At 48.9% G+C, this 17761-nt stretch carries 15 protein-coding genes and 5 tRNA genes; 18 read left to right on the top strand and 2 right to left on the bottom strand.

All coding sequences use genetic code 11. The features are described from left to right. Nucleotide 1: 1 nt before the first annotated feature. Entirely contained in the window at nucleotides 2-925 is a 924-nt protein-coding gene (locus THAL_RS03205; protein WP_012991676.1) for a cytochrome c biogenesis protein, read from the bottom strand. 96 nt (nucleotides 926-1021) lie between these two features. Between THAL_RS03205 and THAL_RS03200 the strand changes: the two genes are divergently transcribed. Beyond that, complete coding sequence (locus tag THAL_RS03200; protein ID WP_083762863.1) at nucleotides 1022-1288, top strand: bacteriohemerythrin; 267 nt, start codon at nucleotides 1022-1024, stop codon at nucleotides 1286-1288. A gap of 140 nt (nucleotides 1289-1428) precedes the next feature. Here the strand turns inward: THAL_RS03200 and THAL_RS03195 are convergent, their stop codons facing one another. Further along, nucleotides 1429-2646, bottom strand: coding sequence for a 2,3-bisphosphoglycerate-independent phosphoglycerate mutase (locus THAL_RS03195; protein WP_012991675.1), 1218 nt, complete (start codon nucleotides 2644-2646; stop codon nucleotides 1429-1431). Nucleotides 2647-2712: 66 nt separating this feature from the next. On the opposite strand from THAL_RS03195, the gene THAL_RS03190 reads away from it, so the two are divergent. From THAL_RS03190 to rpsG, 17 genes are all read left to right on the top strand, one after another. Beyond that, nucleotides 2713-2785: transfer RNA gene (locus THAL_RS03190), tRNA-Thr, on the top strand. Nucleotides 2786-2796: 11 nt separating this feature from the next. Beyond that, nucleotides 2797-2881 (top strand) — tRNA-Tyr (locus tag THAL_RS03185). Between the two features lie 7 nt (nucleotides 2882-2888). Next, nucleotides 2889-2960: transfer RNA gene (locus THAL_RS03180), tRNA-Gly, on the top strand. A gap of 18 nt (nucleotides 2961-2978) precedes the next feature. Beyond that, a tRNA-Thr gene (locus THAL_RS03175) sits at nucleotides 2979-3051 on the top strand. An 18-nt stretch (nucleotides 3052-3069) separates the two neighbouring features. Continuing rightward, on the top strand, nucleotides 3070-4287 hold the full coding sequence (gene tuf, locus THAL_RS03170) for an elongation factor Tu (protein ID WP_012991674.1): 1218 nt from the start codon (nucleotides 3070-3072) through the stop codon (nucleotides 4285-4287). Between the two features lie 10 nt (nucleotides 4288-4297). After that, entirely contained in the window at nucleotides 4298-4456 is a 159-nt protein-coding gene (rpmG, locus tag THAL_RS03165; RefSeq protein ID WP_012991673.1) for a 50S ribosomal protein L33, read from the top strand. Nucleotide 4457: 1 nt separating this feature from the next. Then, nucleotides 4458-4530: transfer RNA gene (locus THAL_RS03160), tRNA-Trp, on the top strand. Between the two features lie 15 nt (nucleotides 4531-4545). Then, nucleotides 4546-4740 (top strand): preprotein translocase subunit SecE, encoded by a 195-nt coding sequence (gene secE / locus THAL_RS03155; RefSeq protein WP_012991672.1) that lies wholly within the window; start codon nucleotides 4546-4548, stop codon nucleotides 4738-4740. After that, complete coding sequence (gene nusG / locus THAL_RS03150; protein WP_041434075.1) at nucleotides 4740-5465, top strand: transcription termination/antitermination protein NusG; 726 nt, start codon at nucleotides 4740-4742, stop codon at nucleotides 5463-5465. The genes secE and nusG overlap by 1 nt, the downstream gene beginning before the upstream one ends. A gap of 11 nt (nucleotides 5466-5476) precedes the next feature. Further along, a complete protein-coding gene (rplK, locus tag THAL_RS03145) occupies nucleotides 5477-5914 on the top strand; it encodes a 50S ribosomal protein L11 (protein WP_012991670.1) in 438 nt (145 codons plus the stop codon). Nucleotides 5915-5918: 4 nt separating this feature from the next. Next, nucleotides 5919-6644 carry a 50S ribosomal protein L1 gene (rplA, locus tag THAL_RS03140; RefSeq protein ID WP_012991669.1) on the top strand — a complete coding sequence of 242 codons (726 nt, stop codon included), beginning with the start codon at nucleotides 5919-5921 and terminating at the stop codon, nucleotides 6642-6644. A 12-nt stretch (nucleotides 6645-6656) separates the two neighbouring features. Continuing rightward, on the top strand, nucleotides 6657-7193 hold the full coding sequence (gene rplJ, locus THAL_RS03135) for a 50S ribosomal protein L10 (protein WP_012991668.1): 537 nt from the start codon (nucleotides 6657-6659) through the stop codon (nucleotides 7191-7193). Between the two features lie 12 nt (nucleotides 7194-7205). Further along, entirely contained in the window at nucleotides 7206-7598 is a 393-nt protein-coding gene (gene rplL, locus THAL_RS03130; RefSeq protein WP_012991667.1) for a 50S ribosomal protein L7/L12, read from the top strand. 136 nt (nucleotides 7599-7734) lie between these two features. After that, nucleotides 7735-12144: a DNA-directed RNA polymerase subunit beta gene (rpoB, locus tag THAL_RS03125; protein WP_012991666.1), complete on the top strand. Its 4410-nt coding sequence runs from the start codon at nucleotides 7735-7737 to the stop codon at nucleotides 12142-12144. Further along, nucleotides 12141-16841: a DNA-directed RNA polymerase subunit beta' gene (rpoC, locus tag THAL_RS03120; RefSeq protein ID WP_012991665.1), complete on the top strand. Its 4701-nt coding sequence runs from the start codon at nucleotides 12141-12143 to the stop codon at nucleotides 16839-16841. The genes rpoB and rpoC overlap by 4 nt, the downstream gene beginning before the upstream one ends. A 27-nt stretch (nucleotides 16842-16868) precedes the next feature. Beyond that, on the top strand, nucleotides 16869-17267 hold the full coding sequence (rpsL, locus tag THAL_RS03115) for a 30S ribosomal protein S12 (protein ID WP_012991664.1): 399 nt from the start codon (nucleotides 16869-16871) through the stop codon (nucleotides 17265-17267). Next, entirely contained in the window at nucleotides 17267-17749 is a 483-nt protein-coding gene (rpsG, locus tag THAL_RS03110) for a 30S ribosomal protein S7 (RefSeq protein WP_012991663.1), read from the top strand. The genes rpsL and rpsG overlap by 1 nt, the downstream gene beginning before the upstream one ends. The last annotated feature ends 12 nt before the right edge of the window (nucleotides 17750-17761 follow it).

Here is a 17761-nt window from a genome sequence, read left to right as displayed (position 1 = left end):
TTCAATCAGTAGCATAGCTGTGGAGACCTGGGAAGAACAGATTTATGGCGAAGAAACATACGAGGACCGTCACAAAACCTGCCACTACCATCCATGCGGTTCTCTTGCCCCTCCAACCCAGCATGTGGCGTGCGTGCAGATAAGCCCCGAAAAACAACCACACTATCAGAGACCAAACCTCCTTAGGATCCCAGCTCCAATAGCCACCCCACGCTTCGCTGGCCCACATGGCACCCAGTATTATGGACAGTGTCCAGACAGGAAACACAAGGACTATGGCCCTGTAGGTTATCTCATCCAAAGTATCCTCAGAAGGCAGACCGCCTATGCGATCCCTCAGAAGATAAAGAACCGCTGCACCGAAGGCCACCGTAAAACCCGCGTATCCTATAAAAGCGGTGACCACATGAAGATAAAGCCAGTAGCTTCTCAGTGCCGGCATCAGAGGCGTGAGCTGGTGGGAGGCGTAGAATATGGCAAAACCAGACAGGCCGGCCATGATGGGAACCACAAAGACCCCCAACACTCTCAGGTTATAACTTTTCTCCAGAAGGAGGTATAAAACACCCACCACAAAACTCCAGAAAGTGAGAGCCTCGAAGAGGTTGCTCCACGGAGGGTGAAAAGCACCCATTTGATAAGACTCCCATCCCCTACTCATCATACCTGTTAGGTTAAACACAAGGCCTGCGTAAAGGACAAAGCTCGAAAGATTCTCCAGCTTTCTTTTACGAAAAATAAAGCTCAGTACGTAAAGAACGGCGGCAATGGCATAGGTGCCGAAGGCAAAACGGTACCACAGTACATTACTTATTCCTTTCAAGATGACGTTTTCCATAAGGAACAAAAGCAAAGCTGCTGTAAGCCCACCTAGGGCAAAGAACGTACCCGAAACCTTTCTCTCCTCAAAGCCTACCTCTCTCATAGCCTTTTAATAATAATGCCATCGTCCACCATTTTCCAGAGGAGGCATTTTTAAGAAGAATTTTATATTTATATCAAAAAATAAGGAGGTTTGAACATGAAGCTCCAGTTTGTGAACGAGTTACTTACGGGGGTTGAGGAGATGGATCGGCAGCATATGGTTCTTGTGGAGCTCCTTAATGAGGTAACTTCTTTGCTGGAGAGGGGTGAGAGGGAAAAGGCTATTAAAGTTTTTAGGGATAAGTTGGTGGAGTATGTGGAGACTCATCTGAAGGATGAGGAAGAGTTCATGGAAAAAATCGGTTATCCTGACTTAGATAATCACAGAAAAGGTTCACGATACCTTCAGAAAAGTCATCTATGATCTTCTGCCCCACGTGGAGACAGGAGACGTCAAAGCTTTCAGAGAGGCTCTTGCTTTAAGCTGGGGATGGCTCTACAATCACATAGCGAGAACCGATAAAAAATACGGGCTATATGCCAAACAGAAGGGGATTGTATGAATCATGCTCCGTACTTGGCCAATCTCAAGCTGTGAGCTAGCATAAGGTTTATAAGCTTTACCGCCGGAAATATTCCCAGTTCACCTCTAAGACATTCTCTCTCGGTGAAAGACTCTGCCGTGTTTCCTAAAACGTAAGGAGAGTGAAGCAACACAGGTACAGGATGCCAGGAGTGGCCTCTCAGAAGGGAGGGTGTAGAATGATCTCCTGTTATTACCAAAACGTCCGGCTTAAGCTCCAGTATCTGAGGAAGGTGAGCGTCAAACTCCTCTATCACTTTGACTTTTCCCCAATGGTTACCATCTTCTCCGTAGGAGTCCGTCTTCTTAATGTGAAGGAAGAAAAAGTCATACCTGTCCCATACACTCCTCAAGGTTTCTATCTGATCCTGAAGGGTAGATCCTGCCACAGGTAAGGTATCCATTCCCACCAAACTGGCAAGTCCCCTGTACATAGGATACACAGCTACCGCGCATGCCCTTAGCTTAAATCTCTGGTAAAAGTCCTCCATCTTAGGTTTCTGAGCAAAACCCCTCAGTAGCATGTAGTTGGCCACCGGTTCATCTGCAAGAATTTCTTCCACCTTTTTAAGAAAGAGTCTCACCACACGAGCCACTTCCTCAGAAGAGGCATTGAGACCCCTCGGCTCAAGAGGTTCTTTCCCTTCCTTCTGGGGGTCGGTGTCGTTGATGAGATGACTGTCAGGAGGTAGAGGGTGGGGAAAGCGGAACACTATCGCTGTTCTGTGCTCCATGCCAGCCTCTATAAAGACCTTTACTCCGTCTATCTCCCCTATGTTCTCCGCCAGTTTTCTTGTTATACGCCTGTTTTCTTCGGTAGGTATTCTACCAGCTCTCCTGTCCTTAACCAGTATTCTTCCATCCTTCCTCTCAACAGTAGCGTAGTTCCCTCTAACCGCTATATCAGTGTCTTTCACCTCCATCCCAAGACCCAAAGCTTCCAGAATACCCCTACCTATCTGGTACTTTATAGGATCGTAGCCAAATATACCCAGATGGCCGGGGCCACTTCCGGGTGTTATACCGTAATCGACAGGTATATGCATACCTAATGCGGAACGTTTGGCCAGTTGGTCCAAGTTGGGCTTTTTTGCCAGCTCCAGCTCTGTCTTACCCTCTACTACAGGCAGACCACCGAGGCCATCCAAAACTATCAGTAGTAGTTTCGTAGAGTTACTGATGGTAAGACTCTCCACCATGGCTCTATCCATTATACTTGAAAAGCTGAAGTTTTTGGTTTATGATATTATATTGCTCTGCCATAAGCTGGCGTAGCTCAGTGGGCAGAGCGCGGGATTTGTAATCCCGCGGTCGTGGGTTCAAGTCCCACCGCCAGCTTGGCAGAGGTAGGAGGGGTGGCCGAGCGGCCAAAGGCAGGGGACTGTAAATCCCCCGGGCTTCCGCCCTGCGCAGGTTCGAATCCTGCCCCCTCCATACAGAAGCGGGCGTAGCTCAGTGGTAGAGCAGCTGCCTTCCAAGCAGCAGGTCGCGGGTTCGAGTCCCGTCGCCCGCTCTTAAACTTTGAAAAAGAGCCCAGGTAGCTCAGCGGGCAGAGCACACCCTTGGTAAGGGTGAGGTCGCCGGTTCAAGTCCGGTCCTGGGCTTAAATAAGGAGGTAAAGCATGGCTAAGGAGAAGTTTGTAAGGGAGAAGGAGCACGTTAACGTAGGGACTATAGGGCACGTAGACCACGGGAAGTCCACCTTAACATCAGCCATAACGTGCGTGTTGGGTGCCGGACTTATGCCTGGCGGTAAAGCCAAGTGCACCAAGTACGAGGAGATAGACAAGGCACCCGAAGAAAGGGAAAGAGGAATCACCATAAACATAACCCACGTGGAGTATGAGACAGCCAAGAGGCACTATGCTCACGTAGACTGTCCTGGGCATGCGGACTACATCAAGAACATGATAACGGGAGCAGCGCAGATGGACGGAGCCATACTGGTGGTTTCAGCGGCAGATGGACCCATGCCCCAGACGAGGGAGCACGTACTTTTAGCGAGACAGGTGAACGTACCGTACATAGTGGTGTTTATGAACAAATGTGACATGGTAGACGATGCGGAGCTGTTGGATCTAGTGGAACTAGAAGTGAGGGAACTACTCAGCAAGTATGAGTATCCTGGTGATGAAGTGCCCGTTATAAGGGGATCAGCGTTGGGTGCATTACAGGAGCTGGAAGGGGGCAAGCCTGACAAGTGGTGTCAGAGCATACTACAGCTGTTGGAAGCGATGGACGAATACATCCCCACACCAGTCAGAGAAGCAGACAAGCCGTTCTTGATGCCTATAGAGGACGTGTTTAGCATATCTGGACGTGGTACAGTGGTGACGGGAAGAGTGGAGAGGGGGACACTGAAGCCTGGAGAGGAAGTGGAGGTAGTAGGTTTAAGGGAGGAGCCGTTGAAGACGGTAGCGACGTCTATAGAGATGTTTAGGAAGGTGTTGGACGAGGCGTTACCTGGAGACAACATAGGAGTGTTGTTGAGGGGAGTAGGGAAGGACGATGTGGAACGTGGTCAGGTGTTGGCGAAGCCTGGCAGTGTGAAGGCACACAGGAAGTTTAGGGCACAGGTATATGTGTTGAGCAAGGAGGAAGGAGGAAGGCACAGTCCGTTTTTTGCTGGTTACAGGCCACAGTTTTACTTTAGGACAGCGGACGTGACTGGTGTGGTGGTGAAGTTGCCTGAGGGGCAGGAGATGGTGATGCCTGGGGATAATGTAGAGTTGGAAGTGGAGTTGATAAAGCCTGTGGCCATGGAGGAAGGGTTGAGGTTTGCCATAAGGGAAGGTGGAAGGACTGTGGGAGCTGGTGTCGTTACCAAGATCTTAGAGTGAGGGTTGAAAGATGGCGGCGGTGAGAGAAGTAGTTGTACTGGCTTGTACTGAGTGTAAGAGAAGGAACTACTCAACCACCAAAAACAAGCAGAAGAAGCCTCAGAGGCTTGAGCTAAGAAAGTACTGCAAGTGGTGTAAGAAGCATACATTACATAGAGAGGTGAAGTAAAGGGGCAGTAGCTCAATTGGCAGAGCGCGGGACTCCAAATCCCGCGGTTGGGGGTTCGAGTCCTCCCTGCCCCGTATGTGGAGAGGTGTATGGAGAAGGTCAGAGCTTTCCTAAAGGGAGTAAAGCAGGAGCTAGGTAAGGTTTCCTGGCCTACCAAGGATCTTGTGGTGAGGGCCACAGTTGGTGTTATAATATTTTCTTTACTTACAGGACTGTACCTATGGGTGGTGGATTTGGCTTTTACGAGGCTCATAAGTTTTCTTCTGGCGCTGAGGGGTGGATGATGGGTGAGTACAGGTGGTATGCTCTACAAGTAGAGGCTGGAAAAGAGGCCACCGCCAGGGAGAATTTGCTTAAAGTGCTGGAGATAGAGGGTCTTCAGGATAAAGTGCAGGAGGTGGTGGTCCCGGCAGAGGAGAAGGTGGTCATAAAAACTATGGGTAAGGAGAAGTACAGGCTCTCTCTAAGGGGTAACAACAGGGACATAAGTGTTCTGGGTAAAAAGGGCGTTACCACCTTTAGGATAGAGAACGGAGAGGTTAGGGTGATAGAGAGTGTGGAGGGAGATCTGTGCGTGGAGGCTCCCCCTATCTCCAAACCGGGTCAGAAGATAACGTGTAAGGAGAACAAGACGGAGGCTAAGATAATTCTAGAGTCCAAAATGTTTCCTGGTTACCTTCTCATAAAGGCGGACATGGATGACTCTCTCTTGAGGGCCATTGAGAAAACACCTCACATATACAGACCTGTTTTAACAGGTGGAAGGGTGGCACCTTTAGACGAGAGAGAGGTAGAGAGGATCATAGCTTTCGTGAAAAAAGGTGTAAGACCCAGCAAAGTCCTCTTTGAGAAGGGAGATCAGGTGAGAGTGATAGAAGGTCCCTTCATGAACTTTACTGGAACTGTGGACGAGGTTCATCCTGAAAGGGAGAAGGTGGTGGTTCTCATAAGCATATTCGGAAGACTCACACCGGTAGAGTTGGACTTTTCTCAAATAGAAAAACTTTGAGGAGGTTTTTTATGGCTAAAAAGGTTATGGCAAAGGTGGAGCTTATGCTCCCTGCTCAGCAAGCTACACCTGCACCTCCTGTGGGACCTGCTCTTGGACAGCACGGTGTTAACATAATGGAGTTTGTCAAACAGTTCAACGCTGCCAGTAAGGAGTTTGAACCTGGCACAATAGTGCCTGTGGTGATCACCATATATCAGGACAGAAGTTTTACCTTTATTATGAAAACACCTCCTGCCTCCTATCTTCTCAAGAAAGCGGCAGGTGTGGAGAGCGGATCAGGAGATCCCAAGCGTCAGAAGGTGGGTAAGATAACGGTAGACCAACTGAGGGAGATAGCTAAGATAAAGCTTAAGGATATGAACACGAAGGACCTGGAGGCCGCTATGAGAACCATAGCGGGTACAGCCCGCAGTATGGGTATAGAGATAGAAGGCTGGAAGGAGTAATGCCATGAAGAGAGGAAAGCGTTACAGAAAATGTTTGGAGTTGTACGACAGAGAAAAAACTTATACAGTGGAAGAGGCTGTTGCTCTTCTTAAGAAAATGCATCAGGAATGTGGGCCTAAGTTTGATCAAACTGTGGAACTGGCAATGCGTCTGGGCGTAGACCCCAGATACGCTGACCAGATGGTGAGAGGCTCCGTTATACTGCCTCACGGTTTGGGAAGGGAGATAAAGGTGTTGGTGCTGGCGGAAGGTGAGGCTCAGAAGGTGGCCAAAGAGGCAGGTGCCGATTACGTAGGTGGTGAGGAGCTCATCAACAAGATCCTGAAAGAAGAGTGGACGGACTTTGATGTGGTTATAGCCACACCTGAGATAATGCCCAAAGTAGCCAGACTAGGTAAGATCCTCGGTCCAAGAGGGTTGATGCCCAATCCTAAGACGGGTACCGTTACCAACAATATCCAACAAGCGGTAGAAGAGGCCAAAAAAGGACGTGTGGAGTTTAAGGTGGATAAAACAGGTAACATTCACATGCCTGTAGGTAAGATATCCTTTGACGAAAGTAAGCTCATAGAGAACATCTACACAGCTATAGACGCGGTGGTGAAAGCAAGACCGAGCGGAGCGAAGGGGCAGTATGTGAGGAGTATCACCTTGTCAGGTACAATGACGCCAGGTGTAAAGGTGGATATAGCGCAGGTTCTCAAGAAACTCCAAGAGATGGCTGCGTAGAGGAGGTGAGTGATGAGAAAGAGTATAATGGAGAAAGCTAAACTGGTGGAAACCTACAAAGAGAAGATATCCAAGTCTAACCTGGTGATATTTTTTAACTTCACCGGATTGGACGCTTATCCCATGTCTCAACTGAGGGCTGAGATAAAGGATATGGGTGGCGAGATCCTGGTTGGTAAAAACACGCTCTTTTACAGAGCCTTTATGGATACTGTCATGGCAGACCACCGGGATGTTCTTGTTGGCCCTACAGCCCTTGTGTTCGCTTACCGTGATCCTGTGGTAGTAGCCAAGAGGATATACGAGGTGTCCAAGGAACTGGACTCTACAGATCCCCTCAGCCACATAAAGGGTGGCTATATGCAGGGAAGATTCCTTACTCCTCAGGAAGTTAAGGTTCTGGCAGAGCTACCACCCAAGGAAGTACTCATATCTCAGCTCATGGGTGCACTGCAGGCACCATTACTGCAGCTTATACTGGCCCTTAAGAGCGCACCACAGAAGTTGGTACTTGTTTTGAAAGCTATAGAGGAGAAAAAATCTCAGTAAGGAGGTATAAACATGGCGACCCTTACCATTGACGAAATTGTGGAAGCCATAGGCAACATGACACTGCTGGAAGTAGCCGAACTGGTCAAAAAGTTAGAAGAGAAGTTCGGTGTGTCTGCCAGCGCTATGGTGGCGGCTGCTCCAGCAGTAGCTGCCGGTGCTCCTGCAGCAGGTGCTCCTGCAGCTGAGGAAAAGACGGAGTTTGATGTCATCCTCAAGAGTGCGGGAGCCAACAAGATAAATGTCATAAAGGTGGTGAGAGAGATCACCGGTCTTGGTCTAAAAGAGGCTAAGGACCTCGTAGAGGGAGCTCCTAAACCTGTGAAAGAGGGGGTTTCTAAGGAAGAGGCGGAGAAGATAGCTCAGAAACTGAGGGAAGCTGGAGCAGAAGTGGAGATAAAGTGATCACACCATCTTCCGTAAGGGGTGAAGGAGAGCCCCGCCCACAGGCGGGGTTTTCTGTTTTTATACATGTTGACAGACGGTTACCTTTCCTTTATAATAAAGAGTTTCCAATATACTCCACGTGAGGGGTTAAGTTATGAGGATGAGTCTGGCACCTTTGAGGAAGTTCTTTGGCAGACGTAACGAACTTGTAGAACCGCCTTACCTCCTCTTTTTGCCTAAGGAATCCTTTGAGAGCTTCCTGCAGTTTAGGAAGGCTCCCCACGAGAGGGAGCTTAAGGGTCTTGAGTATCTCTTTAGAACCTCTTTCCCCTTTAAGGATCCGGACGAAAAGATCACCATAGAGTATCTTGGGTACGAGGTGGGAGAGTGGGAGTGTAACAAGTGTGGTTACAGCGCCAGCAAAGATCACAGTTTTCTTGGTGGTTACGGTGTGGCCTGCCCCAAGTGTGGTACACCTCTGGTTCATAAGGAAAAGTTCAGTGTGGAGGAGTGTAAGGTTAAGGGTTTCACTTACGCGGTTCCTCTCAGGGTCATGGTACGCCTAAGGACTAAGACCAAGAAAGGGGAACGTGTAGGTGAGCCCCGTAAGGTGTACTTTGGTGAGATCCCCATGATGACAGAGTGGGGATCCTTCATCATAAACGGAAGTGAAAGGGTGGTGGTGAACCAGCTCATCAGATCTCCCGGTGTGTTCTTTGAGGAGAAAGAGGAAAGACCTAAGGAGAGCACCGTTGTAAGGGTTATCTACAGAGCCAGTATAATCCCCGATAAGGGCTCACGGATAGAGTTTGAACTTTCCACCACCTCTGATGTTTTAGTTACGAGAGTAGATAAAAAGAAAGTGGGAAGTACCTTCGTTTTGAGGGCATTCGGGTTAGAGAACTCATATCAGATCCTGAAGGCCTTCTATCCCGAAACGAAAGGTTTTATAGTGAGGGATGGCCTCTTGTTCCATCAAGAGACAGGAGAGGAGTTTAGCATAGAGGATCTGGAAGGACACCATCTGTTTGCCATAATGAGATACAGGGGTGTTCTGGAGGGTAAAGGGACGGAGGAGGAGTTTATAGAAGAGCGTTATCTGGAGGAGCTTTCTCAGCTGGAGCGCCTCCTCAAAGATGACAGGATAAAGCTGGATCTGGTGGTGGCTGTACCTAGGGAGAGTGCCCTGAAGAGTCCTTACGGTAAGGTAATCTTAGAAACCCTCATAGCGGAATGCTCTCCCAGAGATCAAGGCAGAAGTCCTATGAGGATTCCCTCCAAGTTCTCCCTGCGGGACATAGCCCTCGTGGACATCTACAAGAAACTGAGGGCAGTGGAACCCATGGTGATGGAACTGGAACATCTGGTGAGCAGAGCTCGTACGCACTTCAGTGTGTATTTCGGAGATCTAACCAGGTACGACCTTTCCCGTGTAGGTAGAGTCAAGATAAACGCTAAGGTGTATAAAGTTCCCAAAGTGCTTAAGGCGGATGATATAGGAAGACTAGGGGAGTTGCCGCCCCTCGCTCTGGCGGAGAGCGTAGGTCCCTACAAAGAGGGTCAGCTGGTCACGGAGGAGATCCTTAAAGAGGTCTTCAAGGAGAAGGCGGAGGTAAAAGTAAAGGACTACACAGAGGATAAAGCACGCTTTTTAACAGCACAGGACCTTGTGAACACCGTCAAGTATCTTATAAACCTTAGGTACGGAAGGGAAAAGAAGGACGACATAGCCTACCTTGGCAACAGAAGGGTAAGATCTGTAGGTGAACTGCTAGAAGGGCAAGCTCGTGTGGGAATAGCCCGTATGGAAAAATACTTCAGGGACAGATGCACCGTGGTAAACCCCGATGATCCTAACCTGAAACCCCAGGACCTACTTCAACCTAGGTATCTTACTTCTACCATCTACGAGTTCCTGAAGGGAGGTGCTCTCTCTCAGTATCTGGACAACACCAATCCCCTCTCTGCTACCACTCACAAGAGAAGGCTCTCTGCTCTAGGTCCGGGAGGTCTGACCAGGGAAAGTGCTAAGTTTGAGATAAGGGACGTTCATCCTTCTCACTACGGGCGTATATGTCCTATAGAGACACCGGAAGGTCAGAACATAGGTCTTGTAACATCCCTTACCGTGTACGCTCAGGTCAACGAGTACGGTTTTATCATCACTCCTTACAGAAAAGTGGTGGAAGGTAAGGTTACCGATCAGGTAGAGTATCTGGCTGCCTACGAAGAAGAAAACTATGTGATAGCCCAGTACACGCCTTACAGCAAGGACGGTAGTATACTGGCCGATAGAGTGTACGCACGTTATAAGAACGACATACAGGTGGTAAGACCGCAGCAGGTGGATTACATGGACGTTTCCCCAAGACAGGTGGTTTCCGTATCCTCTTCTCTGATACCTTTCTTGGAGCACGACGACGCCAACAGGGCCCTCATGGGATCCAACATGCAGAGACAAGCGGTACCTCTCATATTCCCCCGTGCTCCCTTGGTGGGTACGGGTATGGAGAGAAAGGTGGCCTATGACAGTGGAGCTCTCGTGTTGGCCAAAAGAGGTGGTGTAGTGGAGGAGGTAGATGCCAGAAGGATAGTGATAAGGGTCAATCCCGATGAAATAGATATGAACGATCCTACCGATATAGGCATAGACATATACCTCTTGGAGAAGTTTGCCAGAACTAACCAGAACACCTGTATAAACCAAAGGCCTTTGGTAACCAAAGGTCAGAAAGTGAAGAAGGGTGACGTTATAGCAGATGGACAATCTACCTACAAGGGAGAGTTGGCTTTAGGTAGGGACGTGCTGGTGGCCTTTATGCCGTGGAGAGGATACAACTTTGAAGACGCCATCGTCATATCAGAGCGTCTCGTGAGAGACGATGTTTACACCTCCATACACATAGAAGAACTTGAGGTGGAAGCTAGGGAGACAAAGCTGGGTTACGAAGAAATCACCAGGTCCATACCCGGGGTACCGGAAAAGGCTCTTGCCCATCTGGACGAGTTTGGGATAGTGAAGATAGGAACTTACGTGAAGCCTGGTGATATCCTTGTGGGTAAGGTATCACCTAAGGGTGAGTCTCAACTCACTCCTGAGGAGAAGCTCCTTCAGGCCATATTCGGAGAAAAGTCAAGGGATGTGAAGGATACTTCCTTACGTTGTCCTCCCGGTGTGGAAGGTATAGTGGTGGATGTGCGAGTGTTTGCCAGAAAGGTGGGAGAAAGGAGAAATTATCTGGCGGAGGCTGTGGAGCGGGCCGAAAGAGAGGAGTTGGAGAAGGAGCTGGAGAAAAAGAAGAGGTTGATAATAGAAGGTAGGGACAGGGTCATACAAGGTTTGGTAGTGGGTAGGAAGCTGGATAAGGATGTAACTGTGAAGAAGAAGACATATCCTGCCGGAACAGTGGTGGATGAGAGGATCTTCTCCCAGATCATCAACTACGTGTTGACCAAGCCTGATAACTTCTTTGACGACGAGGATCTGTGTAACAAAATAAGGGAGATAAGGGACAGGGCAAAGGCTCAGACAGAGGCCATAACGAGGATCTACGAAGAGAAGATAAAGAGCATAGGTAGTAGAACGGATCTACCTCAAGGTGTGATAGCTCTCGTAAAGGTGTACATAGCTCAGAAGAGGAAGATAAAGGTTGGTGACAAAATGGCGGGAAGGCACGGTAACAAGGGTGTTATATCGGTGGTGCTTCCTGTAGAGGACATGCCCTTCCTCCCAGACGGCACACCTGTAGATATAGTGCTGAACCCTCTCGGTGTTCCTTCCCGTATGAACGTAGGACAGATACTGGAAACCCACTTAGGTTGGGCTGCCAGGGAGTTGGGTAAGAAGGTAGGAGAACTCTTCAGAAGAACGAGGGACAGGGTTGCGGTGCTGGAGTTCCTGAAAAAGATCTATGCGGTGGGTGATACGGAAGATGGTCAGAACGTCAGAGCTCTGGAAGATTTCATAAACTCTCTGTCGGATGAAGAACTGGAAGCTGTAGTGTCCCAATACGAAGAGCAGGGTATACCTATGGCCACACCTGTTTTTGAAGGTGCCTCGGAGGAGCATATAAAGGAACTGCTCAGGATGGCAGGGCTTCCTGAGGATGGTAAGACGGTTCTCTACGACGGCAGAACGGGTGAGCCCTTTGACATGCGTGTCACCGTAGGCTACATGCATATGTTGAAACTCATACATATGGTGGATGACAAGATCCACGCACGTAGTACAGGACCTTACTCCCTCGTCACACAACAACCACTCGGTGGTAGGGCTCAGTTTGGTGGACAAAGGCTTGGAGAGATGGAAGTTTGGGCACTGGAAGCTCACGGAGCAGCCTACACCCTTCAGGAAATGCTCACCGTCAAGTCCGACGACATAGAGGGAAGAAGCAACGTTTACGAAGCCATAGTGAAAGGGCGTTATACCTACACGCCCGGTATACCTGAATCCTTCAGGGTCTTGGTCAGGGAGCTGAAGGCCCTCGGGCTTGATGTAAAGTGTGAGAACGGAGGGTCTGCTCCCTGTGACAAGGTTCAAAAGCAGGAGGAGGATGAAACATGAAAAGGAAGGGGCTTTTACCCTTTGAGAGAATCAAACTGATGTTAGCTTCTCCAGAAGAGATAAGAAGCTGGAGTTACGGAGAAGTAAAAAAACCTGAGACTATCAACTACAGAACCCACAAACCTGAGAAAGAGGGGCTCTTCTGTGCCAAGATCTTTGGTCCCATCAAGGATTACGAGTGTCTGTGTGGAAAGTACAGGGGTAAAAGGTACGAAGGAACAATATGCGAGAAGTGCGGTGTAGAAGTAACAAGGAGCTATGTAAGGAGGGAAAGGTTCGGACATATAGAACTGGCTGCACCGGTGGTGCATATATGGTTTCTCAAAAGTTCCCCCTCCAAGATAGGTACTCTGCTGGGCCTCAGTGTTAGGGATGTGGAGAGAGTCATATACTTCGAGAACTATTTGGTCATAGAGTATCCCACTACGGAGGAAGAGGAGAGAGACTTCAGAGAAGCTGAGGACACCATACCCCTCAAGGACGATATGGGCAACACTAAGTTTGTGAAGCTTCACGTGGTGGACGAAGATACCTACATGGAGGTATATGCCCCCAACTTGGAACACAAGTTTGAAGGTGGGATGGGGGCAGAGATGATAAAGAAAGTTCTGGCCTCTTTGGATCTGGAGGCCTACGCTCAGAAACTTAGGGAGGAGGTAAAACCCTACAGCTTCAGTTACGAAGATATGGGTAAACAACTGGAGGGTAGATACAAAAAGATCTACCACCGTATGGTGAAGGTACTGGCCGATGATCTACGCCTTTACGGTGTACCTCTGGAATATCCGGAGGAACTTACCTTAGAGCAGGCTCTCTTGGGCATTTTGAACGAGGAACTTTATCTGAACGTAAAGACGGGCAAGGTAGTAGAGGAGGACTGCGGAGAAGACTGTATGACGGGTAAAGAGGCTATTCAGGTCTATTATGAGAACCTCAGGCAAACCAAGAAAGACCTCCCTATCTTTGAGAGGATCAAAGAAGATATAAGACAGGCTGTTCTGAAAGAGGTTTCAGAAGCTCGCATAAAGAAACAACTGAGAGTTCTAAAACTGGTGGAGAGCTTCATAAAGAGCGGAAACAGACCTGAGTGGATGGTTCTGGAAGTATTGCCGGTTCTTCCCCCTGAGCTGAGACCCCTCGTGCCTCTGGAAGGTGGAAGGTTTGCCACTTCTGATCTCAACGATCTTTATAGGCGTATCATAAACAGAAACAACAGACTAAAGAGGCTTATAGAGCTCGACGCACCCGACATCATCATAAGGAACGAGAAGCGTATGTTACAGGAGGTGGTAAACGCCCTCATAGACAACGGTAAAGGTGGCCGAGTAGTCACCCAAAACGGAAGACCTCTCAAGTCTCTAGCTGATTACCTGAAAGGAAAACAGGGACGCTTCAGACAGAACCTGCTGGGTAAAAGAGTGGACTACTCGGGAAGATCTGTTATAGTGGTGGGACCTGAACTCCAGATGCACCAGTGTGGTCTGCCTCGTATAATGGCTCTTGAACTCTTCAAACCTTTCGTAATAAGGAGGTTGGAGGAAAAGGGTTACGCCACTTCCATAAAGCACGCTAAGAAGTTGATAGAACAGAAAACACCTGAAGTCTGGGAATGTCTAGAGGAGGTGGTAAAACAGCACCCTGTGCTCCTCAACAGAGCGCCAACCCTTCACAGACCTTCTATACAAGCCTTCGAACCTGTCCTCATAGATGGGAAGGCTATACAGCTTCACCCTCTCGTATGTCCACCTTTCAACGCTGACTTTGACGGTGACCAGATGGCGGTTCACGTACCTCTGGGCATAATGGCCCAGTTGGAAGCCTACATTCTCATGCTCTCTACCCAAAACATCCTCTCCCCTGCTCACGGTAAACCTATCACTATGCCCTCCCAGGACATAATACTGGGTCTTTATTACATAACGCAGGAAGTACCGGGAGTACAGGGAGAAGGGAAACTTTTCCTCAGTAAAGAGGATGTGCTTCTGGCCCTTGAAAACCAAAAGGTGGATATACATGCCAAGATAAAGCTTAGGTTAGAAAACGGTAAAGTGATAGAAACCACACCGGGAAGGGTGCTTTTCAACACCATACTCCCGGAAGGGTATCCTTTCGTCAACGACCCTCTGGACAAGAAGAAGGTTTCAAAACTGGTGAGCGATGTGTACAAACGTTATGGTGTAGAAAGAACAGCCAAGTTCCTGGATGACCTTAAGGACCTAGGGTTCAGAATGGCCACCAAAGCCGCTGTTTCCATAGGCATAGATGATCTTCAGGTACCGGCCGTGAAGAAGGAGATAATCCAAGAGGCCTTCCGTCAAACAGATGAGATAGCGGATCTGTACAAGAAAGGTGTACTCACAGCGAAGGAAAGATACAACCGGATAATAGACCTGTGGTCCGAGATAACCGACAGAGTCTCCCGCGCCATGTTTGAAGAAATAGAAAAGAGCACGAGAAAAGAAGGGGATAAGACCTATCCGGGTATCTTTAACCCCATCTACATGATGGCCAACTCGGGTGCTCGTGGTAACAGAGATCAGATACGCCAGCTGGCGGCCATGAGAGGTCTCATGGCAAAACACACCGGTGAGTTCATAGAAACACCTATAGTGGCCAACTTTAGAGAGGGTCTTACGGTCCTAGAGTATTTCATCTCCACCTACGGCGCCAGGAAGGGTCTCGCGGACACAGCTCTCAAGACCGCTTTTGCAGGTTATCTCACCAGGAGGTTGGTGGACGTAGCCCAAGACATAATGATCACCGAAAGGGACTGCAACACCACCAAGGGAATAGAGATGACGGCCATAGTGGAGGGAGGTGAAGAGAAGGTACCCCTAAAAGACAGGATAGTGGGAAGGACCTTAGCGGAGGATGTTATAGATCCCTACACAGGTGAGGTGATAGCGACACGCAACACTGTAGTGGATGAAGAACTGGCCGACAGGATAGTGCACGCAGGTATAGAGAAAGTTAAGGTGCGTTCTCCTCTCACCTGCGAAGCTAAGTTTGGCATATGCTCCATGTGCTACGGATGGGATCTTTCCCAAAGGAAGCTGGTGGATATAGGTGAGGCGGTGGGTATAATAGCTGCTCAATCCATAGGTGAGCCAGGTACACAGCTCACCATGAGGACCTTCCACATCGGTGGTGCTGCCATAGCGGAGCGTGCGAAAGGTGAACTGGTTAACGAAAGCGAAGGGTACGTCAAGTACTACAACATCAAGCTCATAAAGAACAGAGAAGGTAAGTGGGTCAACATATCGAAAGATGGTGCCATAGGCATAGTGGATGCCGAAGGTAGGATGTTGGAAAGACACGCTGTTCCTTACGCTGCTCATATACTGGTGGAGGAAGGCAAGAAAGTGCCTGCCGGTACCACTTTGGCAGAGTGGGATCCCTTCAACACCTACATAATAGCAGAGGAAGGCGGTAAGGTAGAGTTCAAAGACATAGCCCTGGACATCACCGTCAAGGAGGAGAGGGATCCATTCACCGGTAAAACCTCCACTGTAGTTTCCTTTACGAGACCCAAAGATGCTATGCTTCACACTCCTCGTATCGTAGTTACAACACCTGACGGCAGGGAAGTTGTTTACGACCTTCCCGTCAACTCCATCATCAGCATACCTGCTGAGAAGCTACAAACCGAATGGTATGTCTGTCCCACATGTACCGAGTCTGAGGGTGCTGAGATACAACACAGATACTATGTGGTGAAGGACTACTACGTGGAACCCGGTGATGTATTGGCAAGAATACCCAAGGAGATAGCCAAAGTACGGGACATAGTGGGAGGTCTGCCACGAGTAGAGGAGCTCTTTGAGGCAAGAAGACCCAAGAACCCAGCTGTTCTGTCCGAGATAGACGGTATAGTGAGGATTTACGAAGATGCCGACGAGGTGATACTCTTCAACCCTAAGACTGGAGAAACTAGAAAGTACAGCATAAAGAAGGATGAGTACATACTGGTTACACACGGCCAGTTCATACAGAAGGGAGCACGTATAACCGATAGCTTGGTGGCGGACATAGATGGCCAGGTGAGGATAAAGGGAAGAGGTTATAAGGTGGTGGTGTACAACAAAGAAACAGGTCTGCAGAGAGAGTACTTTGTACCCAAAGGCAAACATCTACTGGTCAAGAACGGTGACGTGGTACAGGCGGGAGATCCTCTCACCGATGGTACACCGGTTCCAGAAGAGATCCTGCGCATAAAGGGCGTGGAGGAACTTCAGAAGTTCCTACTCAAAGAGGTACAGATGGTTTATAGACTACAGGGTGTTGATATAAACGACAAACACTTCGAGGTGATAATAAGACAGATGTTGCGCAAGAGGAGGGTGGTTGATCCTGGAGACAGCAGGTTCCTGGTAAACGAAGAGGTGGACATAGAGGAGCTGGACGAAGAAATCAAGAGGATTCAGGAAGAAGGAGGTAAGATACCTAAGGTAGAACCCATACTGGTAGGTATATCCAAAGCGGCCCTCAGTTCCAGAAGTTGGATCTCTGCAGCCTCTTTCCAAGAGACCACCAAGGTCCTTACCGATGCTGCTTGCGAGGGTAAGGTAGACGATCTTAGAGGTATAAAGGAGAACGTGATAATAGGTAACATCATCCCCGCCGGTACAGGTGTTATGGAGTACAGCCACGTGGACGTTCAAGAACAGAAAGTGAGGACTGGTAAAGATGTTGTATAATAATAGCTTGCCTTTTGGAGGATAGCCATGCCTACCTTTAATCAGTTGGTAAAACAGGGTAGAGAGAAGAAGAAGAAGAAGAGTAAGGCACCTGCTTTGCAAGGTAACCCTCAGAAAAGGGGGGTTTGTGTCAGGGTGTATACGGTAACCCCCAAAAAGCCTAACTCTGCTCTCAGGAAAGTGGCGAGAGTGAGGCTTTCCAACGGTATAGAGGTAACCGCTTACATACCCGGTGAGGGACACAACCTGCAGGAGCACTCCATAGTGTTGGTACGTGGTGGAAGGGTGAAGGACCTTCCCGGTGTGAGGTACAAGATCATAAGGGGTGCTCTCGACGCCGCCGGTGTGGCCAACAGGCGGCAGTCCAGATCTAAGTACGGTACCAAGAGACCTAAGCAACAAGCTCAAAAGGGAGGTAGTAAGTAATGCCTAGAAAGGGACCTGTACCACCTAGAGAGATACCCCCTGATCCTAAATACGGTGATGTTCTCGTTCATAAACTCATCAATAAGGTGATGAAGGACGGCAAGAAGAGTGTGGCTGAGTGGATAGTCTACACGGCTCTTGAAGAAGCAGCCAAGGTGGCCAAACTTCACCCGGTGGAACTATTACATAAGGTAATTGAAAATCTCAAACCTGAGTACGAGGTGAGACCCAGGAGGGTGGGTGGTGCCACCTACCAGGTTCCCATAGAGGTCCCTCCCCGTAGGCAGATAAGTTTGGCCATAAAGTGGCTTGTGGAAGCTGCTAGAGAGCGCCCCAGACACAGAGGTAGCTACACCATGGTGGAGCGTTTGAAAGCAGAACTCCTCGATGCTCTGGAGGGTAAGGGTGGCGCCATAAAGAAGAAGGAAGACACTCACCGCATGGCGGAAGCCAACAAGGTTTTTGCCCATTTCAGATGGTAGGAGGTAAGTAAA

This window comes from Thermocrinis albus DSM 14484 (genome assembly GCF_000025605.1).
Lineage (GTDB): Bacteria > Aquificota > Aquificia > Aquificales > Aquificaceae > Thermocrinis > Thermocrinis albus.
Note: the sequence above shows the minus strand (reverse complement) of the source record. Positions and strands in the feature narration are given on the sequence as shown.